Source organism: Rhizobium leguminosarum (assembly GCF_004123835.1).
Taxonomy (GTDB): Bacteria; Pseudomonadota; Alphaproteobacteria; order Rhizobiales; family Rhizobiaceae; genus Rhizobium; species Rhizobium leguminosarum_M.
Map to the genome: position 1 here is coordinate 70,883 of NZ_MZMU01000009.1, position 23,315 is coordinate 94,197.

At 61.4% G+C, this 23,315-nt stretch carries 22 protein-coding genes and 1 pseudogene; 10 read left to right on the plus strand and 13 right to left on the minus strand.

Translation table 11 applies throughout. The features are described 5' to 3' along the window. The first annotated feature begins 11 nt into the window (after nucleotides 1-11). Nucleotides 12-509, plus strand: coding sequence for a GNAT family N-acetyltransferase (locus B5P46_RS12950; protein WP_129418997.1), 498 nt, complete (start codon nucleotides 12-14; stop codon nucleotides 507-509). Between the two features lie 99 nt (nucleotides 510-608). Beyond that, on the plus strand, nucleotides 609-1,427 hold the full coding sequence (cysE, locus tag B5P46_RS12955; protein ID WP_129418998.1) for a serine O-acetyltransferase: 819 nt from the start codon (nucleotides 609-611) through the stop codon (nucleotides 1,425-1,427). Nucleotides 1,428-1,460: 33 nt separating this feature from the next. Here cysE and B5P46_RS12960 read toward each other — a convergent pair. The 4 genes and pseudogenes from B5P46_RS12960 to odc2 all read right to left on the minus strand — a co-directional run bounded on the left by B5P46_RS12960 (nucleotide 1,461) and on the right by odc2 (nucleotide 6,057). Further along, nucleotides 1,461-2,619: pseudogene (locus B5P46_RS12960) on the minus strand (GGDEF domain-containing protein). A 155-nt stretch (nucleotides 2,620-2,774) separates the two neighbouring features. Then, the gene (locus tag B5P46_RS12965) at nucleotides 2,775-3,803 is read right to left on the minus strand and encodes a serine hydrolase domain-containing protein (RefSeq protein WP_129419074.1); all 1,029 of its coding nucleotides are present in this window, start codon (nucleotides 3,801-3,803) and stop codon (nucleotides 2,775-2,777) included. A gap of 435 nt (nucleotides 3,804-4,238) precedes the next feature. After that, nucleotides 4,239-4,829, minus strand: coding sequence for a GNAT family N-acetyltransferase (locus tag B5P46_RS12970; protein WP_129418999.1), 591 nt, complete (start codon nucleotides 4,827-4,829; stop codon nucleotides 4,239-4,241). A 94-nt stretch (nucleotides 4,830-4,923) separates the two neighbouring features. Continuing rightward, nucleotides 4,924-6,057 (minus strand): ornithine/lysine decarboxylase, encoded by a 1,134-nt coding sequence (gene odc2, locus B5P46_RS12975; RefSeq protein ID WP_129419000.1) that lies wholly within the window; start codon nucleotides 6,055-6,057, stop codon nucleotides 4,924-4,926. 527 nt (nucleotides 6,058-6,584) lie between these two features. Here odc2 and B5P46_RS12980 point away from each other — a divergent pair. The 3 genes from B5P46_RS12980 to B5P46_RS12990 all read left to right on the plus strand — a co-directional run bounded on the left by B5P46_RS12980 (nucleotide 6,585) and on the right by B5P46_RS12990 (nucleotide 9,412). After that, nucleotides 6,585-7,478: a LysR family transcriptional regulator gene (locus tag B5P46_RS12980; protein WP_129419001.1), complete on the plus strand. Its 894-nt coding sequence runs from the start codon at nucleotides 6,585-6,587 to the stop codon at nucleotides 7,476-7,478. A 222-nt stretch (nucleotides 7,479-7,700) separates the two neighbouring features. Continuing rightward, the gene (locus B5P46_RS12985; RefSeq protein WP_129419002.1) at nucleotides 7,701-8,342 is read left to right on the plus strand and encodes a DUF1007 family protein; all 642 of its coding nucleotides are present in this window, start codon (nucleotides 7,701-7,703) and stop codon (nucleotides 8,340-8,342) included. After that, on the plus strand, nucleotides 8,336-9,412 hold the full coding sequence (locus tag B5P46_RS12990) for a nickel/cobalt transporter (protein WP_129419003.1): 1,077 nt from the start codon (nucleotides 8,336-8,338) through the stop codon (nucleotides 9,410-9,412). Before B5P46_RS12985 ends, B5P46_RS12990 begins: the two co-directional genes overlap by 7 nt. A gap of 2 nt (nucleotides 9,413-9,414) precedes the next feature. Here the strand turns inward: B5P46_RS12990 and B5P46_RS12995 are convergent, their stop codons facing one another. The 4 genes from B5P46_RS12995 to B5P46_RS13010 all read right to left on the minus strand — a co-directional run bounded on the left by B5P46_RS12995 (nucleotide 9,415) and on the right by B5P46_RS13010 (nucleotide 11,958). Beyond that, nucleotides 9,415-9,621, minus strand: a complete 207-nt coding sequence (locus tag B5P46_RS12995) for a hypothetical protein (protein ID WP_129419004.1) — start codon at nucleotides 9,619-9,621, stop codon at nucleotides 9,415-9,417. After that, nucleotides 9,618-10,313 (minus strand): GNAT family N-acetyltransferase, encoded by a 696-nt coding sequence (locus B5P46_RS13000; protein WP_129419005.1) that lies wholly within the window; start codon nucleotides 10,311-10,313, stop codon nucleotides 9,618-9,620. The genes B5P46_RS12995 and B5P46_RS13000 overlap by 4 nt, the downstream gene beginning before the upstream one ends. Before the next feature lie 189 nt (nucleotides 10,314-10,502). Then, a complete protein-coding gene (locus B5P46_RS13005; protein WP_129419006.1) occupies nucleotides 10,503-11,222 on the minus strand; it encodes a tellurite resistance TerB family protein in 720 nt (239 codons plus the stop codon). A gap of 97 nt (nucleotides 11,223-11,319) precedes the next feature. After that, nucleotides 11,320-11,958 carry a 2-dehydro-3-deoxy-phosphogluconate aldolase gene (locus B5P46_RS13010; RefSeq protein ID WP_129419007.1) on the minus strand — a complete coding sequence of 213 codons (639 nt, stop codon included), beginning with the start codon at nucleotides 11,956-11,958 and terminating at the stop codon, nucleotides 11,320-11,322. A gap of 154 nt (nucleotides 11,959-12,112) precedes the next feature. Here B5P46_RS13010 and B5P46_RS13015 point away from each other — a divergent pair, with 154 nt between their 5' ends. From B5P46_RS13015 to B5P46_RS13030, 4 genes are all read left to right on the plus strand, one after another. Beyond that, entirely contained in the window at nucleotides 12,113-12,601 is a 489-nt protein-coding gene (locus tag B5P46_RS13015; protein ID WP_129419008.1) for a CYTH domain-containing protein, read from the plus strand. Next, on the plus strand, nucleotides 12,579-13,487 hold the full coding sequence (locus tag B5P46_RS13020) for a CHAD domain-containing protein (RefSeq protein ID WP_129419009.1): 909 nt from the start codon (nucleotides 12,579-12,581) through the stop codon (nucleotides 13,485-13,487). The genes B5P46_RS13015 and B5P46_RS13020 overlap by 23 nt, the downstream gene beginning before the upstream one ends. A 147-nt stretch (nucleotides 13,488-13,634) precedes the next feature. Then, nucleotides 13,635-14,111, plus strand: coding sequence for a VOC family protein (locus B5P46_RS13025; protein ID WP_129419010.1), 477 nt, complete (start codon nucleotides 13,635-13,637; stop codon nucleotides 14,109-14,111). 71 nt (nucleotides 14,112-14,182) lie between these two features. After that, nucleotides 14,183-15,112 (plus strand): rhodanese-related sulfurtransferase, encoded by a 930-nt coding sequence (locus B5P46_RS13030; RefSeq protein ID WP_129419011.1) that lies wholly within the window; start codon nucleotides 14,183-14,185, stop codon nucleotides 15,110-15,112. An 18-nt stretch (nucleotides 15,113-15,130) separates the two neighbouring features. Here the strand turns inward: B5P46_RS13030 and B5P46_RS13035 are convergent, their stop codons facing one another. Then, nucleotides 15,131-17,344 (minus strand): putative bifunctional diguanylate cyclase/phosphodiesterase, encoded by a 2,214-nt coding sequence (locus tag B5P46_RS13035; protein WP_129419012.1) that lies wholly within the window; start codon nucleotides 17,342-17,344, stop codon nucleotides 15,131-15,133. Between the two features lie 223 nt (nucleotides 17,345-17,567). Next, entirely contained in the window at nucleotides 17,568-18,941 is a 1,374-nt protein-coding gene (locus B5P46_RS13040; protein WP_129419013.1) for a GH1 family beta-glucosidase, read from the minus strand. Nucleotides 18,942-19,178: 237 nt separating this feature from the next. On the opposite strand from B5P46_RS13040, the gene B5P46_RS13045 reads away from it, so the two are divergent. After that, a complete protein-coding gene (locus tag B5P46_RS13045) occupies nucleotides 19,179-19,583 on the plus strand; it encodes a DoxX family protein (protein ID WP_072640528.1) in 405 nt (134 codons plus the stop codon). Between the two features lie 71 nt (nucleotides 19,584-19,654). Here B5P46_RS13045 and B5P46_RS13050 read toward each other — a convergent pair whose 3' ends face one another. The 3 genes from B5P46_RS13050 to B5P46_RS13060 all read right to left on the minus strand — a co-directional run bounded on the left by B5P46_RS13050 (nucleotide 19,655) and on the right by B5P46_RS13060 (nucleotide 23,282). After that, the gene (locus B5P46_RS13050; protein ID WP_129419014.1) at nucleotides 19,655-20,842 is read right to left on the minus strand and encodes a Gfo/Idh/MocA family protein; all 1,188 of its coding nucleotides are present in this window, start codon (nucleotides 20,840-20,842) and stop codon (nucleotides 19,655-19,657) included. 189 nt (nucleotides 20,843-21,031) lie between these two features. Then, nucleotides 21,032-22,084, minus strand: coding sequence for a sugar phosphate isomerase/epimerase family protein (locus tag B5P46_RS13055; RefSeq protein ID WP_012759029.1), 1,053 nt, complete (start codon nucleotides 22,082-22,084; stop codon nucleotides 21,032-21,034). 250 nt (nucleotides 22,085-22,334) lie between these two features. Beyond that, nucleotides 22,335-23,282 (minus strand): substrate-binding domain-containing protein, encoded by a 948-nt coding sequence (locus B5P46_RS13060; RefSeq protein ID WP_129419015.1) that lies wholly within the window; start codon nucleotides 23,280-23,282, stop codon nucleotides 22,335-22,337. Nucleotides 23,283-23,315 lie beyond the last annotated feature (33 nt).

Below are 23,315 nucleotides of genomic sequence, written 5' to 3' on the forward strand. Positions count from 1 at the left end.
CGTTGCCGGCAATGGACGACGCCCTGACGGAACCTGAAATCGTGACGCTCACGGCCGATCACATGCAAGCCGCGGCTGGAATCAGACGTGTCGCCCTGTGGCAAAGGCTGCCCTGGCTGCCGGATGTGCATACGCCCGAGGAAGAGGAGCAGTACTGGCGCATGCATCTGCTGCCGAACTGCACCATCCTTGGCGCTGCCATGGGCAACCGGCTGGTCGGCGTCATCGCCTATGGCGACAACTGGATAGAGCAGCTTTACGTTCTCCCCGGTTTCCAGGGCATGGGCATCGGCTCTGCACTCCTCGGATGCGCCAAGGAGGAGATGAACGAGATCAGGCTCTGGACGTTTAAGCGTAATGCAGGCGCTCGCAGCTTCTACGAACAGCACGGTTTTACCGCCGAGGAGGAGACCGATGGCGCCGACAACGAAGAACGGGAGCCTGATGTGCTCTACCATTGGCGCCGGCTTCCGGAGCTGACACTTCGCCTGCAACCGTCTGGCGGCTAGAATATGCCCAGGGCTTGCCAAATGCCTCGCCCGGGCGAAACATGAACCGCACGCAGGAGGCGCTTTTACGCGCCGCCTAGGCTGACAAAGGAAACGGGAATGCCGAAATCGACCGGCCTCGGTTTGGCCGAGCAACAGCCGCAGCCTTTGGGCGACGCGTCCGTCTGGACCGTGATCCGCGCCGAGGCGGCCGAGCTTGCCGCGCGCGAGCCGATATTGCAGCGGCTGCTTGCCACTCAGGTAACGGACACTGCCAACAACGATGAGATCATCGCCCGCGTGCTGGCCGCGCGGCTCTCCGTAGCGCAGGTGGAAACGGGTGATCTGTTCGATCTCATCCTGTCCACACTTGATGACGATATCATGCGGAAGGTCGAGGCCGATCTCATCGCCGTGCGCGAGCGCGATCCTGCCTGCACGACATTTCTGCACGCGCTTCTCAATCTGAAGGGCTTTCATGCGCTGCAGACGCATCGCATCGCCCATGCGCTCTGGATCGTCGGCCGTCCGGAGATCGCCAGCTGGCTCGCCAATCTCGTTTCACTGGTCTTCGGCCCGGATATCCATCCGGCGGCACGGATCGGCGCATCCATCATGCTCGACCACGGTTCGGGCATCGTCATCGGTGAAACGGCTGTCATCGAGGATGAAGTGTCGATCCTGCAGAATGTCACGCTCGGCGGCACCGGCAAGGAGACCGGCGACCGCCACCCGAAGATCCGCCACGGCGTGATGATCGGCGCGGGCGCCAAGATCCTCGGCAATATCGAAATCGGTGCCTTCAGCAAAGTCGCCGCCGGCAGCGTCGTGCTGAAGCCGGTCCCCGAGCATTGCACGGTCGCCGGCGTGCCGGCAACGCTCGTGCGCGTCCACCGCGCCGACGAAATCCCGGCCGAGACGATGGACCAGAATATCTAGGATCATTCTGAGATAGACGAGTTTGCGCCGTTCCTACGCAGCTTGTTGATTTTCTCCAAAGACTTCGACCCGGTTGCGGCCTTCGCGCTTCGAACGATAGAGCGCCTCATCGGCCTTCTGCATCAGCCGTTCAAAATCTCCGCCGCTTTCCGCGCGCGCGGCAACGCCGATGCTCAGCGTCGGAAAGACAGCCAGATCCGGCTGCTGCATGACGGCAGCGGCGAAGGCGAGACGGATGCGCTCGGCAATTGCCACGGCATCTTCCCGGGAAACGTTTTTCAGCACCGCCAGGAACTCATCACCACCTTGACGGGCAAGCAGATCGTCGGAGCGCATGAATGCCCCTCGAAACACTGGCGAAAAGCCGCAGGATGTCGTCGCCAGCGGCATGGCCATGCCTGTCGTTCAGCTGCTTGAAATGGTCGATATCGATGATCAGCAGCGATACCGGCTGGGAACCGAGGGCCGGCAGATGCTGGGCAAGGCCGCCGCGATTGAGCGCGCCGGTCAGCGGATCGTGGTGAGCGAGTTCGGTCAGCTGATTTCGGCTACGCTCGGCGGCCATCAGCACCATCGCCATGCTGCGCAGCATGATGAACGCGACCGCCGATACCGCCATCCAGTTGTGTATTGCACTGCCGCCGAAAGGATCCGGCCCGCCGATCTCACCGGTCGCCGCGAGAATGCTGCGAACCGCAAAGATCGCGGCAGTGCAGGCGTAGAGGCCGACAAGCAAGGCTGCCGAATAAAGCCTCTCGCGCTGGACAATGCTGATCGCCTCCCTTGCGACGGCAAGATCGCAGAGGCAGCAGATGACGGAGACGTAGAGGAGCCTCGCCGAGACTGCCGATGGATCGCTGACGATGAGGACGACAGGAACGCTGACGAGCAAGATGGCAAGCCAGAAAGTGCGCTGGTCGAGAGCTCGTCCCGAAAACACGCGCACGGCAAAGAACATCAGCATGTAGCCGGCGATGGTAACGATATTGCCGCCGTCGACCGAGACGGAGTAGGGAACGAGATTGCGCAGCGCGACGAGAAACGAGCCGACACCGACAAGAAGGTTGCTCAAGCCCCACCACAGCGGCCATCTCTCGAAGCGACCCGTCGCATAGGCTGCAAGCTGGAGAATGCCCAGCACGAAACAGCTCACGGCAACAATGAAATAGATTGTCCTGAGATCCAGCAGCATGGCACTTTCCCGAAATTCTCGCGGAACTTACAGGAAGCGTTTTGCGGTTTGATTGGAGCCTTCGCTAAGAATTTAACGATCGCAGGTTTTTCCCTGCTGCATAATTCAAAATGCCACAGACCCTTTGCGCGTTTGAAAGACGCGCGGCGCTGTCGTCAAGCGGCCCGCACCGAGCCGATGATGTCCGCCAAGAGACCGTGCAGCAAGTCCCTGTAGCCGCTTCGGGCAGACGGACCGCTCTCTTCTGAGGTCATGACGACGGTGAGATCGAGCGACGGCACGATGTAGAGCATCTGCCCGCCATATCCCCAGGCGAAATGCACCTGCTCGCCGCCGATCTGCCGCGTGAACCAGCCATAGCCATATTCATCGCCGGAGAAGCGCGAGTTTGTGCGCTGCTGCCATGACTGGGAGATCCAGTCGGCAGGTACGATCTGGCGGCCGTCGGTGGTCTTGCCGCCGTTACGGTAGAGCTCGCCGAAGGCAAGCAGCGACCGGGCGCTCATCGCCATCTGATTGCCGCCGAGATAGATGCCCTGCGGATCGCGCTCCCATGCGCCAATGCGGAAACCTTCGACAGGACTCAGCCATTCGCGCGCCAGCGCCAGCGTCGACCGTCGGCCGACCTTGGTGAGAATGGCCGACAGCAGATGCGTGGATGCGGTGGAATAGAGCATCTCCCCACCCGGCTGATCGACGAAAGGCTGCGACAGCGCAAAACGCACCCAGTTGCGCGAGGAGACCCAGCGGCCGTAGTTCGGCCCCGACATGCGATCGAGCCCGGCCTGCATGGAGAGAAGATTGCCGATCGTGATGTCGTTGATGCGCGGATCGGGCGTTACAGGGAGATCGGCTTTCAGGATCGGCGCGATCTTCTGATCCGGCCCCTCGAGCAAGCCTTTGTCGATGGCGATACCGACTAGCGCCGAAATGATCGACTTCGAAGCGGATTTGATATTGGTCGATTCCGAGGGCGAATGACCATGGAACCCACGTTCGCTGAGCACGCGTCCGTCGCGAGCGACAATCACCGTCTTGAGAGGCCTCATCGCGGGGTCGCTCGCCACGCGATCGAGACGCGGACCAAGCCCGCCGACGCCGGAAGCCGTGCTCTGGGCAGCCGCCGGCCCCGTTGCGGCAAGCGGCAGGCAGAAGAAAAGCAGAAGGGAAAGAAGGCGGATCATGCCACGCAAGATAGGATATCGCCGCGATATGTTCGCGTGCCGGCGACCCATTTCACGCGATTGTGTTTCCGCGTGCGTCGGCGCCTTCTCGAAACTTGATGCCAGAAAGACAATCCGCGCCGCAACCACACCAGGCCCGCCAGCCTGGGTGGTCAAACGGCGCGGACATTACCGGCCGGGGGAAGAATTCCCAACCTGGCCGGCCGGTCGCCGCAGCCTTACAGCGCCGCGCGTCTTTTCAGACGCGCAAAGGACGCTGCAACACTTTGAATCGACGCCTCGTGCTTTCCGAAAAACGATTCCGATTTTTGGGCCGATGCGCTAGGAGCATGATGCCGAAAAGTGTGAGCGGTTTTCGGACGACATCATGCTCTAACTATATAATGTAGAACAGGATTCAGATTTTAGGCCGACCCGGCCTAAAATCATCCTGTTCTAGGCTGCGCGGCGAGCCGGCGCGCTGGCCAGCATGCGGCCCGAGGGGACGATCATGCCGGCCGCGCCGTCAAGCCAGCCTTCCGTGAGCTCGAGCGCAAGAAAGCGCGAGCGCTCGAACGGACCCGGCATGACAAGATGGCGAGCCTTTTCGGCAAAGAAGCCGAAGCGCTCGTAATAGGCAGCATCGCCGACGAGCAGGACGGCGCCATGCCCGCGCTTCTTCGCTTCGAGAATCGCCGCGCGCATTAGCGCCGAGCCGATGCCCTTGCCGCCCTGATGGGGCGCAACGGCGAGCGGTCCAAGCAGCAGCGCATTGATCGGTGTGCCTTCGTCATTGACGCCGGCCTCGATGTTCCAGAGCCGCACCGAGCCGATGACATGGCCGTCGCGATCGCGCGCGACGAGCGCAAGGCCTTCGGCCGGGACGCGGTTGCGGCGGATCTTCTCCGACGACTTCTTGCGGCGATCCGGGCCCATGACGCGGTCGAGCAGGTTTTCACGCGCAACGACATCCGAGGGATTTTCGGCGTCGATGGCGAAAGTGGTAGGCGCAAAGAATGCGCGGACAGAATCAAGAACAGCGGCCATCTTGGCCTCCCGTACCCAATACCGTTATCAGCGGCGATGAAGGAAAATTGTGAAGTTGCCGCCCCGGCTGGTTACGGGGTCGGCGGAAACGACCTTAGATGACGTAGGCCTTCAACGGGTCGAAACCGTTGAAAGCGACCGCCGAATAGGTCGTCGTATAGGCGCCGGTGCCTTCGATCAGGACCTCGTCGCCGATCGAAAGGGAGATCGGCAGCGGATAGAGGTTCTTCTCGTAGAGCACGTCGGCCGAATCGCAGGTCGGACCGGCAATAACGCAGGGCTCCATCTCGTCGCCGTCGTGTTCCGTGCGGATCGGATAGCGGATGGCTTCGTCCATCGTCTCGGCGAGACCGCCGAACTTGCCGATGTCGAGGAATACCCAGCGGGCATCGTCATTGTCCGACTTCTTCGAAATCAGAACGACTTCCGCCTTGATGACACCGGCATTGCCGACCATGCCGCGGCCCGGCTCGATGATCGTCTGCGGGATCTGGTTGCCGAAATGCGTGCGCAGCGCCTGGTAGATCGACTTGCCGTAAGCTTCTGCGGACGGAACGTCACGCAGGTACTTGGTCGGGAAGCCGCCGCCCATGTTGACCATCTGCAGGTGGATTCCCTGCTTGGCAAGCGATACGAAGACGCGCTTGGCATCGGCGAGCGCCGAATCCCAGGCATCGACCTTGGTCATCTGCGAACCGACATGGAACGAGACGCCATAGGACTGCAGGCCAAGCTGATGGGCGTAGACGAGAACGTCGACAGCCATCTGCGGAACGCAGCCGAACTTGCGCGACAGCGGCCATTCGGCGCCTTCGCCATCGGTCAGCACGCGGCAGAAGACCCGGGCGCCGGGAGCGGCGCGCGAGATCTTCTCGACTTCTTCGTGGCTGTCGACGGCAAAGAGGCTGACGCCGAGCGCATGGGCGCGGGCAACGTCACGTTCCTTCTTGATCGTGTTGCCGTAGGAGATGCGGGCGGCGGTCGCACCGGCTTCGAGCGCCATTTCAATTTCGGCAACGGATGCACAATCGAAATTGGAGCCGAGGCCTGCAAGCAGCTTCAGCACTTCGGGAGCCGGGTTGGCCTTGACGGCGTAATAGATGGCGCTGTCCGGCATGGCGTGACGGAAGGCGTGGAAATTGTCGCGAACGACGTCGAGGTCAACCACGAGGCAGGGACCATCGGGACGTCGGGTTGCGAGAAAGTCGCGGATGCGCTGGGTGGCCATATCGATTCCCTCTTCCAATTCCAGAGCTCCGGCATGAACCGGAGGACAAAGGGCATACGATAGCTCGCATTGGAACCAGCCGGTGGAGACCCCGGAACCATAGCAAGCGCTCGATGCGCAGATAGTGAACCAACGCCGCGGTGCGGTGTAAGTTCGGCTTTGTCTGCCATGGATTGGAGGGAGAATCCCAACCGCACTTCCGGCAATGATGGTGTGCCTCTTCAGTAACCCCCGCTGATGGAAAGCAGGGAGAGAACAAAAAGGCCCGCACCGTCGTTGCTTCAGGCGTCCTCGCATTTTCCGGTTGGCCGGAATAGCGACTGGAGGGGTTAATTCCAGGTACCTTACCGATTTCCTCACCAATTCGAGGGTTCGGCGGACACCCATGGGCACGTGCGACTTTGGGCTGAGTGGGAAATAAGAATATTCGCCTTCATAATCAAGCGATTTTTTGATCTTGGGCTAAAAAAATAATTGAACAAGACGAGCCAATTTGTTCAACATTCCGAAACAGCCTGAGGGGTGCCATGGATACCTTGACCCGCATACGCGCCTTCATCGATGTCGTCGAGGCCGAAGGCTTCTCCGCCGCGGCACGGCGCACCGGCCGCTCCAAGGCGCTGCTCTCCAAATATGTGCGCGAATTGGAGGATGAGCTCGGCGCCCTGCTGCTCAACCGCACCACCCGTCAGTTCTCCATGACCGAGGCCGGCCATACCTATTACCGCACCGCCTCCGATATCTTGAAGGAGATCGACAACCTCGCCGATCTCGTGCGTGAGAACAATGCACAGCTCAAGGGACGGCTGCGCATCTCGGTGCCGCGCACCTTCGTCGATGCCGATGTCGGCCAGTCGCTGATCGATTTCGCCAAGGAGAACCCGGACCTTTCGCTGGAGATCGCCGCCGACGACCGGTTCGTCGATCTGATCGAGGAAGGCTTCGACGTGGCGATCCGCATCACCAAGCTTGAGGATTCCGGCATGATCGCCCGCAAGATCTCGGATTTCCGCATCCATATCTGCGCCACCCCCGATTTTCTCGAGCGTTATCCCGATCTCGATCACCCCACGGCCCTTTCCAACGTCCCCTTCATCGTCGATACCAATGCGCGCACCCAGGCGAGCATCCGCTTCCACAATCCCGACAACACCTCGTTCGCCGTCGCCGTTTCCGGACCGATAGAGGTCAACAGCCCGCATGCGACATTACGCGCGGCGCTGGCCGGCATCGGCATCGCCTTCATCCCGGACTTCATCGCCCGCAAGCCGATCGAGAGCGGCGAGTTGGTGACATTGTTCAACGATTACATCCCGACCGACCGCGGCATCTATGCCGTCTACCCGCACCGGCGCTACCTGCCGGCCAAGGTAAGAATCTTCGTCGATTACCTGCACAACTGGTTCAAGAAACATCCCTAATGCATGTCGCCCAAAAGTGCGCAGCGGTTTTGGGATAACTACCTGCATAAATCAAAGACTTAAAGCGCGTCGCATGAATCCGGTTTGACGCGACGCGCTTTAATAGTACCCCTGCGCATAGATGCGACATCCCGTCCCACGCCAACCGCCACTAGGTCCGGTCCCAATTCCGTCCCAATTTCTGGCAAGAAGTCAGGGTCACCGAACAGGGCAGCGGAATAGATGAAACATTCGACGATATTGATGGCCGCGCTTCTTTCGCTGACGCCGGCCGCCGCCTTTGCCCATCCGCACATCTTCGTGGAGGCACGCCTCGAAGTCGTGGCCGGCAAGGACGGCAGTGTCGAGGAGCTGCGCAATGTCTGGCGCTTCGACGAGGTCTTTTCGTCCTCCGTGGTCATGGATTTCGACAAGAACACCGACCTGAAGCTGGAGCCGAACGAGCTGACCGAGGTCGGCAACACGGTCAAGAAGTCTCTTGCCGACTACGACTACTACATGAACCTGACGATCAACGGGAAGAACATCACCGTCCAGAAGCCCGACATCATCCATGTCGACTACAAGGATGGCCAGCTGCTGATGTTCTTTGCGGTAAAGCCGGTGGAGAAGATGCCGCTCAAGGGCAGGCTCACCTTCGGCGTCTACGACCCGACGCTCTACACCTCGATCGATTTTCCCACCGACACCGAGCTGGCGATCGTCGGAGACGGCTTCAAGGTCTGCAAACATCAGGTGGTGCGGCCGGATGCCGACCAAGTTATCTCGGAAAACAAGCAGTCGCTGACGGACGCCTTCTTTAACGATCCCACCGGCACCAACATGTCCAAACTCTTCGCCACCCGGCTGGAGGTCACATGCTGACGAAACGCCTGCCCCTCATCCTTTCCGCTGCGACCCTTGCGCTGGTAACGGCTGCAAGTCTCGCCCATGCGCAATCGCCGCTCGGCATCGGCACGGCGGAGCCGAGCTTCCAGCCGACCGGCGGGCCGCTGGCACCGCTTTTGCTCTATGTGAACTACGAGCAGCAGGCCTTCTACCGGGCGCTGACCGGTGCCTTGAAGGCGATGCGCCAAGACCCCTGGCAACTGGCATCCCTGATCGGCCTCTCCTTCGCCTATGGCGTCTTCCATGCCGCCGGCCCGGGCCACGGCAAGGCGGTCATCTCCTCCTACATGATCGCCAACGAGGTCGAGCTGAAGCGCGGCGTGGTGATTTCCTTCATTTCGGCCTTCGTCCAGGGCGTGGTGGCGGTGGCGCTGGTCGGCGGCGCCTGGCTGGTGCTGCGCGGCACCGGCATCACGCTGACGGCGGCGACCCACGCCATGGAGATCGCAAGCTTCGTCATGGTCATCCTCTTCGGCGGCTGGCTGCTGTTTCGAAAACTGCGCTCGATGGCAGGCAATATGCCGCGCCGCCGGCTGATGGCGACGCCTGCCGGCCCGGTCGGCATGATGCTCGACTGGAAGGACAATGCGGCGGAACGCCAGGCCTATGCCTTCAACGGCAAGGCGCAGGCTGTCGAAGCCGGCCACACCTTCGTTCCCGGCATGGTCTGCGAGACCTGCGGCAATGCCCATGTGCCCGATCCGGCCCTGCTCGGCGGCGACAGGTTCAGCGCCCGCGAGGCCTGGTCGGCGATCGTTGCCGTCGGTCTGCGCCCCTGCTCCGGCGCATTGCTGGTCATGACCTTCTCGCTGCTGAACGGGCTCTATCTCGGCGGCGCGCTTTCGGTCGCCGCCATGTCGCTCGGCACGGCGATCACCGTTTCCCTGCTTGCCACACTTGCCGTCACCGCCAAGAGCGCGGCCGTCCGCCTCTCTGGACGCGGCTCGACCGCCTCGATCTGGGTCGGCAATGCCATCGAAATCCTCGGCGCCGTGCTCGTCATGCTGATGGGCGCCCTGCTGCTCGCAGCCTCGCTGCAGGGATAAAATTACTTTCCCCGGCCGCGCTGGTAGCGCGCCCGCAGCCAGAAGACTGCAAAAAACGCCATGATCAGGCAGACGCCGACGACGATCGCCAGCGTCGGCGAGAAATTGCCGATCCACAGCACGATGGTCGGCAGGAAATAGATGACGAGGGCAGCGCCGAGCAGGATGACTGCGGCGGCGATTGCCTGCGAGCGGCTCTCCGGGCTCACGCGAGCCTTTCCTTTTCAAGATCGGCGCGGATTTCCTGCAGGCGGCGAACCTGGTTGCCCTCGGCATCGAAATTCCCGGGCGAAAGCCAGGCTTCGAAGGCATCGTTGATCATCGGCCATTCGGCATCGATTATCGAGAACCAGGCGGTGTCGCGATTGCGATGCTTGGAGATCATGTGCTGGCGGAAGACCCCTTCGAAACTGAAGCCATAACGCACGGCCGTCGTCTTGCTCGCTTCGTTCTTATTGTCGCATTTCCATTCGTAGCGGCGGTAGCCGAGATCCTCGAAGACGTGCTTGGCCATCAGGTAATGCGCCTCGGTCGACAGCGGCGAACGCTTCATCTCGGCCCCGTGCGCGACCCCGCCGATCTCGACGACGCCGTTTGCCGGGTCGGCGCGCATGTAATTCGCCATGCCGACAATCTTGCCGGTGGCGTTGTCGCGAAAGATATGGGTAAGCCAGCCGGACTTGGTGTAGACGGTTTCCAGCCAGTTGGCGAAATCGTCGATATCGGAGAAATCGTCCTGGGCGAAATAGAGAAGCAGCGGGTTGATGCCCATGCCGCCCAGCCCGTCCCACAGCGCTTCGAGATGTTCCGCGCGCCGATAGGGCTCTACGGTAACGAAACGGCCCTTCAGTGTGACCGGCTTCGGCGCCGGGCAGCCCTTGAAATTTGCAAGATCGCGCATGCTCACTCCCCTTGTCGGAAGAGTGGATAGGCCAGCCGCCCGACAAAGGCAACCGGCCTAAAGCGCGTCGCAATCTTTCAGATTCGCTCCTCGCGCTTTAGGTCTTTATTTCCAACGCCCGTCGTTATCGCAAAACGCATGTCGTTATCGCAAAACCGCTGCACACTTTTGCGCGACATGCTTTAGATGTCACTGTGACAAGGTAGTCTTGGCGGAGGACACCGTCGCCTCGATATGGTCGACCAGCTGGTCAGCAAGGCCGAGCCGGCCCGCAAGCAGATCGAGGTAGCCACGCTCGGCGCGCGAATCCGGCTCGATGGTGAGCCGCGAGGCGGTGTAGAGCTCGACGCGCTGTTCTTCCGTCACCGCTGCTTTGACGAGCGCATCGATATCCGTCGGTGAGGCGAGTTCGCGCTCGATGAAGGCCGCAGCCTCGCCGCTGACGTCGGCGGCCTTGACCTTGTCCATGATGAGGGCGCGCTCGGCATCGTCGATATGGCCGTCGGCCTTGGCGGCGGCGATCATCGCGCGGATCAGCACCAGCACGAATTCATTGCTGCCGGCAGGTGAGGTCGGCCCGAAACCGGATTCGGCAGGCGGCGGCAGGAGAACCGGATTGTTTGCCGACGGCGCGTCCGAGGGAGCCGCTGGCGCCTGCCCCGCCTGGTAATTCTTGTAGGCCTGGTAGCCGAGACCCGCGATGGCGGCAAGACCGCCGATCGCCAGCGCATTGCCGGCAATACTGCGGCCGGTCTTGGTGCCGAGAAGCGCGGCTGCGATCGCACCGGTCTTCATCGGATTGTTCTTCGCCGTCTGGACGGCATCGCCCGCCCTGTCGCGGACCGAACCGCCGAGACCCGGCACCTGCGAACCCAAGAACTGGTCGAGAAGCTTCTTTGCGTCGAACATTCCTCGTCATCTCCCTGTTGAAGCTGGAGGAGAACATAGGTTTGCGACGGGTGAAATACAAATGCGGCGTGCCGAGTTGCCACCCCCGAACAAAGGTTTAGGCCTTCAGCGCCGCCGCCTCTGCCGCAAGCCTGGTAATGCCCGCCCAGTCGCCGACTGCGACCAGTTCCTTTGGCGCCACCCACGAGCCGCCGACGCAAATGACGTTTGGCAGCGAGAGGTAATCATTGGCGTTCTTCAGCGAAATACCGCCGGTCGGGCAGAACAGCGTGCCGGCAAGCGGCGAGGACAGCGCCTTGAGATAGGCGGCGCCGCCGGCCTGCTCCGCCGGGAAGAATTTCAGTACCTGATAGCCTTCTTCGCGCAGCGCCATGACTTCGCTGGCGGTCGCAGCCCCCGGAAGCAACGGCACGTCGGAATCGGCGGCGGCATCGAGCAGTTCCTGCGTCGTGCCCGGGCTGACGATGAACTTCGAACCGGCCTCGACGGCGGCTTCCCAATGGGCGACGTTGAGGATCGTGCCGGCGCCGACTTCGGCGCCCTCGACCTCTGCGGCGACAGCGCGCACGGCCTCGAGCGCCGCCGGCGTGCGCATGGTGATCTCGATCGCCTTCAGGCCGCCCGCGACGAGCGCGCGGGCCAGCGGCACCGCCGTCTTCGCATCGTCGACGATCAATACCGGAACGACAGGCTGGAGTTTCAGGATCGAAAGGAGCTTCTCTGTTTTCTCGCCCATGGTCGCGCGACCTCCTTGAAACGATTGAATTCGGACCCCGAATAACGCCCCCGCGGAACCTTGTCGAGATAAAACCGGGCCGCATGACGAGAAGGGTATGAAATGCGTGGAAATTGGGCTACCGTGCCGCAATCGTCACAAAAGGTTCACCGGTATGGCGAAAGAGATCGAGCGGAAGTTTCTCGTGCGCAGCGATGGATGGCGTTCCGCTGTCGAGACGAAGTCTGTCCTCAGGCAGGGTTACATCGCCTCGATGGACGATCGTTCCGTCCGGGTGCGCATCCTCGACGACAGGAAGGCGAAACTGACGATCAAGATCGGCCGCAGCACCATCACCCGCGACGAATTCGAATACGACATCCCGATCGCCGATGCCGAAGAGCTGTTGCAGAATGCGATCGGCATCGTCATCGAGAAGACGCGCTATCGCGTTCCGCATGAGGACTTTGTCTGGGAAGTCGACGTCTTTACCGGCGAACATCGCGGACTGGTGATTGCCGAGGTGGAAATGACGGCGGAAACCGACGACCCGGCTCTGCCCAGCTGGCTCGGCCGCGAAGTGACCGGTGATTACCGCTATTCCAACCAGGCCCTTGCCACAGAATATGAGCACGACAGGCATGGGCTATCGCATTCGGCCTGACGCCGATTTCACCGAGGAATTCCGCAGCGTCGCGACGGAGCAGCTGGAACGCGCCGTCACGGTTCTCGAGGAGCGCCCGGACGGCGCGCATGAGGCGATCCATTCCTTCCGCAAGAACCTGAAGCGACTACGCTCGCTCTACCGCCTCGTGGCCCGCGATGTGCCGGATTTTCAGGCCCAGGAAAATGCAAGGCTGCGCGATGCCGCACGCTCGCTTTCGGCGATTCGCGACGCTGCCGCCCTCATCGGCACCGCCCAATATCTACAGCATGCAGCCCGCGGCAAAGAAGAGAACGAGGCGCTCAGCCGCATCGTCACCATTCTCGAAGGGCGTCGTGACTGGATGGCGGAAGCCGAAAGCGGCCTGGAACAGAGGCTGTCGGAAACCTCCGACGTTCTGAAGGAGGCGATCGCCGCCCTAGATGCCGTTTCCTTTGATGGCGGCCACCGCAAAAATGCCCGCATGCTGGCTAAGAGCTGGCGACGCACGGCGCGGAAGGCCAAGACCGCGCTTTCGGCCTGCCACGGCGAGGCATCGGCCGACGATTTCCACGATCTGCGCAAACGCACCTACGACTATCGGCTTTACCATGCCCTTTTGCGTGACGTCTGGCCGGGCGCGATGAAGGCGAAGCGCGATGCCGCCAAAGAACTCGTCGAGGATCTTGGTCACGTCCACGATCTCACCGTGCTCTCCGAATTGGTCGAGGCCGAACCGCAGCTCTTCACCCGCAATGACGACCTGGCGCATCTGCTCGACGTCATCATCTTCCGCCAGCAGGAAGACCGGCGGCAAGCGCTGGTCAAAGCCGAAGCCGTCTTCGCCGATGATGCCGACGAGGAAGCCCAGCGCATCGAGCTTCTCTGGGTGATGGCTGGGAGTTGAGAATCCGCGAAATCGGAAGTGCTTGCGCGCAGCTCTGCATTTCCCATCGCATCTGCAATATCATAAGGAACCCTATTGACCTCAACCAATCTTGAGGTCTTAGCCTCCGGTGGTCGAACAAGCAGAGACTTGACCCGCGAGGAAAAAATGACCGCCGAAAATGCCGCAATGCCGAAGGTGCTCGGGCTCTACGAGACCCATCTGACCGTTGCCGATCTCAAGACCTCCACGGACTTCTACCGCGATGTCGTTGGGCTCGAACCGGCAGCCTCATTCGAGGAGCGCAAAGTCGCTTTCCTCTGGGTGGACGACAGGAAGACCGGCATGCTCGGCCTTTGGGAAACCGGAGCCGGGCCGCTGAAGATGCGGCTGCATATCGCCTTCCGCATGACCGCCGATGGCGTGCTGCAGGCGCCCGCCACTCTTAAGGCAAAGGGTGTGGAGCCTCTCGGCTTTACCGGTGAACCGGTGACGGAGCCGGTGGTTCTTGGCTGGATGCCGGCGCTGTCGATCTATTTCAAGGATCCTGACGGGCACTCGATCGAATTCATCAGCGTTCTCGACGCAATCCCCGACCGGAGCTTCGGCGTGCGGCCGTTTTCCGCGTGGCAGGCGCGGGCGTAATCGGTCACCGGTCAAGGCCGCCACTGGCGAAGGCAATTGCGCGGCCCGCCGATTTTCTGTATTTCCGGCCTATGACCGACAGCCTAACACACACCAGCCCGTTCCTCGTGGCCGCACTCTACCATTTCGTTTCCGTGCAGCACTTTGCCGACCTGCAGGCGCCGCTGCAGACGCTTTGCGAGGAGAACGGCGTCAAGGGCACGCTGCTTCTGGCACATGAGGGCATCAACGGCACGATCGCAGGCCCGGACGCCGGCATTCACGCCGTGCTTGCCTTCCTGCGCGCCCAGCCGGAATTTTCAGGCCTGGAGCATAAGGAAAGCCGCGCCTCGAAAATGCCCTTCCTGCGCATGAAAGTGAAGCTGAAGAAGGAAATCGTCACTATGGGTGTCGAAGATATCGACCCCAACAAGGTGGTCGGCACCTATATGGCTGCCAAGGACTGGAACACTCTGATTTCCGATCCCGACACCATCGTCATCGACACCCGCAACGACTACGAGACGGCGATCGGAACCTTCCGCGGCGCGCTCGACCCGAAGACCAAGAGCTTCCGTGAATTTCCGGAATGGGTGCGTCAGAATCCCGGTCTGCACAAAAAGCCGAAGATCGCCATGTACTGCACCGGCGGCATACGCTGCGAGAAGGCCACCGCCTTCATGAAGGCTGAGGGTTTCGATGAGGTCTATCATCTGAAGGGCGGCATCCTGAAATATCTGGAGGAAGTGCCGCAGGAGGAAAGTCTCTGGGATGGCGCCTGCTTCGTCTTCGACGAGCGCGTGTCCGTCGAGCACGGTTTGAAGGAAGGCGAACACCGGCTCTGCCACGCCTGCCGCAACCCGATCACTGCCGAGGAGATCACCTCGCCGCTCTACGAGGAGGGCGTTTCCTGCAGCCACTGCTACCATACGCGCACGGAGGAAGACCGGCTGCGTTACCGTCAGCGTCAGCACCAGATCGCCCTGGCGAAGAAGCGCGGTCAGCGACATATCGGCAGCTGAGCAAGGATTCTGATTGGATCAGCCTGCCGCCTGGATGCGGCGCCGAGCTTCCGGCTCCGCTGCACGTCGCTCGTTCAACATCTCGGTGATAAGGTCTGATGCCACAGGCTTTCCGAACAAATAGCCCTGCAGGCAGTCGCAGCCAAAAAGCCGCATGGCTATCGCCTGCTCCTCGGTCTCGATGCCTTCGGCCGTCACCGGAATGTCAAGCGAGCGGGCAAGCGCCACCGTCGCCTGCAGCATCTCGCGCTGGCGTTTGTCGTTGACACCCATGACCAGCGAGCGGTCGATCTTGATGCGGTCGAAGCCGAACTGCCTGAGGTAACCGATCGAGGAGAAGCCGGAACCGAAATCGTCGAGCGCCACCTTGACCCCCAGCCCCTTCAATCGTTCGATCGACTGGCGGGTGCGCTGCGGATTCTGGATCATGTAGCCTTCGGTGATCTCGAGCGTGATGCGGCCGGCCTCGATCTCCGTCTGCTTCAGCACGTAGCGCACATAGTCGGTAAAGGCGGGATTGCGGAACTGGCCGGGCGAGACGTTGACCGAGACATTGAGTTCCGGCCATTGCTTGGCCGTCTCACAGGCCTTGCGCAGCACGAACAGGCCGAGCGATTCGATGAGGCCGCTGGTCTCGGCGATCGGGATGAACAGCTCGGGCGAAACAGGACCATGGCCTGGACGGTTCCAGCGCACCAGCGCCTCGACGCCGGTCATCGCATGCGTCGCCGCATCGATCAGCGGCTGGTAGGCGAGCGTCAGGTCGCCGCTTTCGATGGCGATCCGGAGATCGAGCTCCAGCGCATTGCGCTGCTCTCGATCGGCGTCCATCGACGGATCGTAGAGCGTCATGCGCGCGCGGCCGGCCTCCTTCGCCTTGTACATGGCAAGGTCGGAACGGCGCACCAGCTCCTCACGTCCGATCGCCCCGGAAGGCGACATGGCGATACCGATGCTTGCCCCGACGACGACGACACGGCGACCGATCTCCAGCGGCTCGACAAGAAAATCAAGGATCTGCTCAGCAAGCTGCAGGGCGGCGGCATTCTCGCTGTCGGAGAGAAAGGCGATCGCAAATTCATCGCCGCCGATGCGGGCGAGAACGGCACCCTGCGGAATGAGCACATCGAGCCCAGCTGCGACTGCACGGATCAGCTGGTCGCCGGTGCCGTGGCCATAGCTGTCATTGACTTCTTTGAAGCCATCGAGATCGAGATAGAGGAGCAGCACGTTGCGCTTGGTCTGGCGTGCCTCGACGACAAAACGATCGACGGCCAGCCCGAGACCGTCACGATTGGAAAGACCGCTCAGCCTGTCGCGCAGCACCTCCTCGCGGGCGCTGTTTTCCTCCGCCTTCAGGCGGCGGCCGGCAAGCCAGCCGATGACCAGCAGCACGACGAAAAACAATCCGACGAGGCCGAGCGCCTGGATGACTATCGGCCGCACCTGTGCATAGCCGATATCGCCGGGTGAACGGGAGATCCACACAAGCTTGCCGAGCGTTGCCCCCGTCGGATCGGCGATCGGTACGAGATAGTCGGCCGCAAAGCTCGGCGGCGCCAGTCTCAGCCCGGCAATGACATAGGTCTGGCCGAGAGCGGTCACCCTGTCGTCGTCGAGATGGCGGGCGAAAACGAGATAGCGTTGCTGGCCGGCGGGCACATCCAGCGCCCCGGACTTTTTCCGCACCAATGCTACACCGACGGCGGCAATGCCCCGTTTGGTGGTGACGAAACCGATCGCCTGAGGACGATCGGCCGGGCCGGCCGCCTTCACCGTGTCGAAGAGGGTCCAGAGCGAAGGCGCGAAGAAATCCGTAAGCGGCTCCTCCATCGGTTTGCCGTCGCGATAGGCCATGATCGCGTTCTTCTCGTCGTCGATGACGATTGCCATGTCGAAAAGCGAACTGTTAACCGACATCTCGCCGTAGTTGCTCACCGTCCAGGCCATGCCGTCGGCTGCGTAGACGTTGACTGCGGCGTCGTCCCAGGCGGCGTAATCGTCGAGCGTCGCGCCGAGCTGGTCCTCGAAGGTCTTCAACGCGCCGATCGTCGTTTCGCGCGAGCGCTCGTCATCGAGAACATTGGAATTTTCGGCCACGCGTTCGAGCGCCGTCAGCACCATGATGGTGACGACTGCGACGATGACCGCGAAGGAGAAAAGCACGCCCGTGACGGTGATGTGACGGCTTATTCCCGATCCTTTGCTCTGCGACTTTCCGGCTGTCTGCATTACGACTCCCTGACTGTCGGACTTTGCCAGCCAAGGGTTCAAAAACGTTTAAGCAACCGGCTGTTGCAGGCGTCTTGCGATCTATTTTTCTGCCTGCCGCCGGTCGTCGCGAAAATCATGGCAAGCAGCGTCAGCTTGCTATGCCGGCCGGAAGGCCGCGCCCAAATGGCGCGCGATAAGCGTCAGACAGGTGCGGCTCTCAAGTGGCCGCGGGGCAGCTGCGCTAAACCGCCTTGTGATTGCCCCTCGGGAATTGCGCCGCGAGTTGGCGATACCACTTGCCGCTCTTCTTCACCGTGCGCAGCTGGGTTTCATAATCGACATGGACGAGACCGAAGCGCATGCGGTAGCCTTCCGCCCATTCGAAATTGTCCATCAGGCTCCAGGCGAAATAGCCGCGTAGGGGATAGCCGTCCTTGATGAGGCCGGCAACGATTTCGAGGTGATCTCCGACATAGTCGAGGCGCATCGTATCGTCGACCTCGCCGTCGATGACATCGGTGTTGTCGCAGGCGCCATTCTCGGTGATGTAGCATTCCGGCAGCTCGTAGCGGCGGTAGAGGTCCTCGACCGAGAGCTTCAGGCCCGGCGCGTAGATTTCCCAGCCGATATCGGTCTTGACGTCGCTTGCCGGCGGCGCTTCCACCGTCCAGGGGAAATCGCCTTTGCGTTCGGCATCATCAGTGACCCGCTCGGGCTTGTAATAGTTCAGGCCCCACCAGTCGAGTTTCTGGCTGATGAGCTTCAGGTCGCCATCCTCGATGACGGGCATGCGATCGCCGAGCGCCTCGACGAATTCCTTGGGATACTCACCCTTGAAGACGGGGTCGAAGAAGGCGCCGTTGTGGAACTGATGTGCACGCTCGGCGGCGGCGCGATCGGCCGGGCTGTCGGCGCCGGGAATGATCGAGGCAGCATTGAGCACCAGCCCGACGGGCACGTTGGGGGCTTCCGAGCGGATCGCCTCGACGCCGAGACCGTGGGCAAGGTTCATGTAATGCATGGCGTGAAGGGCGGCCTGCATGTTCCGCTCGCCCGGAGCATGGATGCCGTAGAGGTGGCTGAGCCAGACGATGCACCAGGGCTCGTTGAAGGTGGCGACACTGTCAAGGCGATCCCCCAAGCGGTTCATCACCGTCTTGGCGTAGCGCTGATAGGCGTAGGCGGTCGAGCGCGCAGTCCAGCCGCCCTCGCCGGCGAGCAGCAGAGGCAGGTCCCAGTGGTAGAGTGTCGCGAAGGTCTTGATGCCCCGCGCCTTGCAGCCATCAACCAGCCGGTCGTAGAAATCGAGGCCGGCCTCGTTCACCGGACCCGTACCGTCGGGGATAATGCGCGGCCAGGCGATCGAGAACCTGTAGGCTTCGACACCCATCTCCTTGATGAGATCGAGGTCCTGCTCCAGGCGATTATAGTGATCGCAGGCAACGTCGCCGTTATCGCGATTATGGACGCGGCCGGGCATATTGCAGAAAGCATCCCAGATGGATGGCTTGCGGCCATCGGCTTTGCTGGCGCCTTCGATCTGGAAGGCGGCGGTGGCAACGCCGAAAGTGAAGTCGCCGGGAAAGCGCTCCGCGAGTTTCTTCGGATCGATCATCTGCAAATCCTATCTCTCAGGTTCAGCCGTTTGCGCCGGATTTAGCCAAGCCTGAACGTAAAGTACAGGCAGACGGCGAGAAAAACTGCAACGTTGCAGGAGGAAAAATAGAACAGCTGCAACGCCGCTCCCTATCCGGCAACCACCCTCATAACGGCATTGTCAGCAGTCGTGACTTGGCCGTTGAGACGGAGATCCTTACACGGGAAATGGAATTACAAATGTGAAAGGAATCCAATGCTCTCTTCGGTCCATTCGCTGCAGCCTCATCTGCTGAGCCTGTTGCGCATCGTCTCGTCACTCGTGCTTTTCAGCTACGGAACACAGAAAATCCTGCATTTTCCGGCTGCGGCAAGCGTGCCGCCCGCAGGCTCGCTCTCGTGGATTGCCGGGCTGCTCGAACTCACCTTCGGCTTCCTGGTGCTCGTCGGGTTCCAGACCCGCATCGCAGCCTTCGTGCTCTCGGGCCTGATGGCCTTCGCCTATTTCATCGGGCATGCATCGAAGGGCATCTATCCCGCCCAGAACGGCGGCGTCGCGGCGATCCTGTTCTGCTTCGTGTTTCTTTATCTGGTGGCAGCAGGTGCCGGACCGTTGAGCGTCGACAATCTGCTCAAGCGCGGGCGCACTGCTACTGCCTGACCAAATAAACAAAATGCCGAGGCGGCTTGACCCCGCCTCGGCGCTTTCATGGCGCAATCCAGATCGGTAATTCAGACCTTGACCCAGGCGCCGTTCTTCTTCGAAGACGCGACGCAGGCTTCGACGAAAGCCACACCCTTCACGCCGTCATCGACGGTGGGGTAGACCACTGCCTTGTCCACGGCCTTGCCCTTCTTGCGGGCGTTGATCGCATGCGCGGCTTCCGTATAGATCGTCGCAAAGGCTTCGAGATAACCTTCCGGATGGCCTGATGGCACGCGCGTGACACGGCCGGCAGCCGCGCCTGAACCGGCGCCGCCCCGGGTAATCAGGCGCTTCGGCTCACCGAAAGGCGTGTACCACAAGTAGTTCGGGTCCTTCTGGGTCCATTCCAGCCCGCCCTTGGTGCCGTAGACGCGCACCATCAGGCCGTTTTCATGGCCGGGTGCCACCTGGCTGCACCAGAGCATGCCCTTGGCCGGCTTCTCCGAGCCCTTCGCCTTGAAGCGCAGCATGACATGCGCGTTATCGTCCAGCCGGCGGCCCGGAACGAAACTGTCGAGGTCGGCGGCGAGGCTGTCGAGCTCGAGACCGGTGATGAAGGCGGCGAGATTATAGGCATGCGTGCCGATATCGCCGGTCGAGCCGCCGACGCCGGACTGTGCCGGATCGGTGCGCCAGGCGGCCTGTTTCTGCCCGGTTTGTTCGACCGCTTCCGTCAGCCAGTCCTGCGGATATTCGGCCTGGACGACGCGAATGTCGCCGAGTTCGCCGTTCGCGATCATCTCCCGTGCCTGGCGGACCATCGGATAGCCGGTGTAATTATGAGTCAGCACGAACAGCGCGCCGCTCTCGTCGGCGATCTTCTTCAGCTTCTTCGCATCGGCAAGGTTTGACGTCAGCGGCTTGTCGCAGATGACATGGATACCGCGCCTCAGGAATTCCTTGGCCGCATCGTAATGCACATGGTTCGGCGTGACGATCGCCACCGCCTCGATGCCGTTCTTCAGCTTCGCCTCGCGGATCGCCATCTCGCGATAGCTGGAATAGGTCCTCGACGGATCGAGGCCGAGGTCGCGACCGGATGCGATCGCCTTTTCGGGCGAAGCCGACAGCGCGCCGGCGATGAGATCGTACTGATCGTCGATGCGTGCCGCGATACGGTGCACCGCGCCGATAAACGCGCCCGCGCCGCCGCCCACCATGCCGAGCCGGATGCGCGGCTCGCGGGTCTGTTCGGATGATGCTTCAATTGCCATTGATTCCTCCTGGAATTTTCTTCCCTTCTCCCCTCAGGGAGAAGGTGGCCCGAAGGGTCGGATGAGGGGGCTAAGCGGCAGATATTGCCTTTCGCTTGTCGCTCAAGGCATTCGTCGCTATCGCTCCTCATCCCCCTCATCTGCCCTGACGGGCATCTTCTCCCCGCTGGGGAGAAGGGAAATGAAAGCCTAAAGCCCTAGCATCCGCCGGTTCGCCGCCTGGTCGGTGCCGCTGCCGGCGAAATCGTCGAAGGCCTTTTCCGTGACGCGGATGATATGGGCGGCAACGAATTCCGCGCCTTCGCGGGCGCCGTCTTCCGGATGCTTCAGCGCGCATTCCCATTCGACCACGGCCCAGCCGTCGAAATTATTCGCCGTCATCTTCGAGAACACCGCGCCGAAATCGACCTGGCCGTCGCCGAGCGAACGGAACCGGCCGGCGCGTTCGACCCAACCTTGATAGCCACCGTAGACGCCCTGGCGCCCGGTCGGATTGAACTCCGCATCCTTGACGTGGAACATCTTGATGCGGTCCTTGTAGATGTCGATGTTGTCGAGATAATCGAGGCACTGCAGGACGTAGTGCGAGGGATCGTAGAGCATGTTGGCGCGCGGATGGTTCTTCACCCGCTCCAGGAACATCTCGAAGGTGATGCCGTCATGCAGGTCCTCGCCCGGGTGGATCTCGTAGCAGACGTCGATACCGTTCTCGTCCGCATGGTTGAGGATCGGCGTCCAGCGACGGGCGAGTTCGTCGAAGGCAGTCTCGACCAGACCGGCAGGACGCTGCGGCCAGGGATAGATGAAGGGCCAGGCAAGCGCGCCGGAGAAGGTCGCATGCGCCTTGAGCCCGAGGTTTTTGGATGCCGTCAGCGCCATCTTGACCTGCTCGACCGCCCATTCCTGACGCGCCTTCGGATTGCCGCGCACCTCCGGTGCCGCGAACCCGTCGAAGGCTTCGTCATAGGCCGGATGAACGGCGACGAGCTGGCCTTGCAGATGGGTGGAGAGTTCAGTGATCTCTATGCCGTTTTCGCGGGCCTTGCCGGCGAACTCGTCGCAATAATCCTTGGACGTGGCAGCCTTCTTCAGATCGATCAGCTGGCTGGCCCAGGTCGGCACCTGGACGCCCTTGTAACCGATGTCGGCCGCCCATTTGGTGATCGCGTCCCACGAGTTGAAAGGAGCAGTATCGCCCGCGAACTGGCCAAGGAAAAGGCCGGGGCCTTTGATCGTCTTCATGTCAGATTCCTCCCTGAATATCGACCGTAAACGTTTCTGAGATGTTGTAACACGCTATTTGGCGGGAGCAAGGTGCCTCCTCGCCCTTGGCTCGTGATTTGGCGCGAGGCCAAATGCGATATGGCTGCGAGCTAATCATGATGGGCTTTGACGGGCAAGAGGTACGTGCAGCATTTTCGGCCAGCCACTGTATGGAAGCATAAAAAATGCGCCCATCCTTTCGAATGGGCGCATGTCTCAAGTCGATGGATCAGAACGGCGAATCCGGGAAATAGAAGTCCTTGGCATTCTCCTTGGTGATGAGCGTCGCATCGAGAATGTAGCTGCCATGAACCGGGACCTGATCGTAAAGTGCCGCCGCCGTCAGCTCCATCGCCGTGCCGACCATTGCCGGCGGATAGAGAACGTCGACCGGGATCAGCTTATCGCCGTCCATGACCTTCTTGACCATGTCCTTGGAGCCAGCACCGGCGACGACATACTTGATGTCGGTGCGCTTGGCCTGCTCGATCGCCTGCAGAACGCCGACAGCCATGTCATCATCCTGGCACCATACGACGTCGAACTTCTGGTACTTGGTCAGGTAATCCTGCATGACCTTGAAGGCATCGTCGCGGTTCCAGTTGCCGTACTGGCGGTCCAGAACCTTGACGTTCGAGCCGGCAATGCCCTTGTCGAAGCCGTCCTGGCGCTGCTGGTCGATCGGGATCGGCAGACCGCGGATGATGACCACTTCAGCGTCCGGCGTCGTGTCCTTGATGTACTTGCCGGCGACTTCGCCGAGAGCCGGGTTGTTGCCGGCGACATAGAGGTCGCGCACGGAATTGTCGTTGTTGCTCGGTGCGCGGTCGACGAGGGCGACGAACTTGCCCTTGCCCTTGACTTCCTTGATGGCGTTGACGAGCGGATCCGGATCCGACGGCAGGATGACGAGAGCGTCGATGCCCTGCGTATCGAGATCCTGTACGGCGTTGGCCTGGCTGGCGGCGTCCGGCGAGGTCTTGACGATGACATTGAGACCGGGATGTTCGGCCATCAGCAGCTTGGCGACACGTTCGGCATGGAACACCACGCCCGACGTCCAACCGTGGTCGGCGGCCGGAATGGATACGCCGATCGTGAATTTCTTATCCTGGGCGTGAGCGGCACCGGCGAACGTCACCGCCGCAACCGCCAGGCCCAACATCAATTTACGCATTCTATTTCCTCCCAATAACTTCAGGGACTTTTC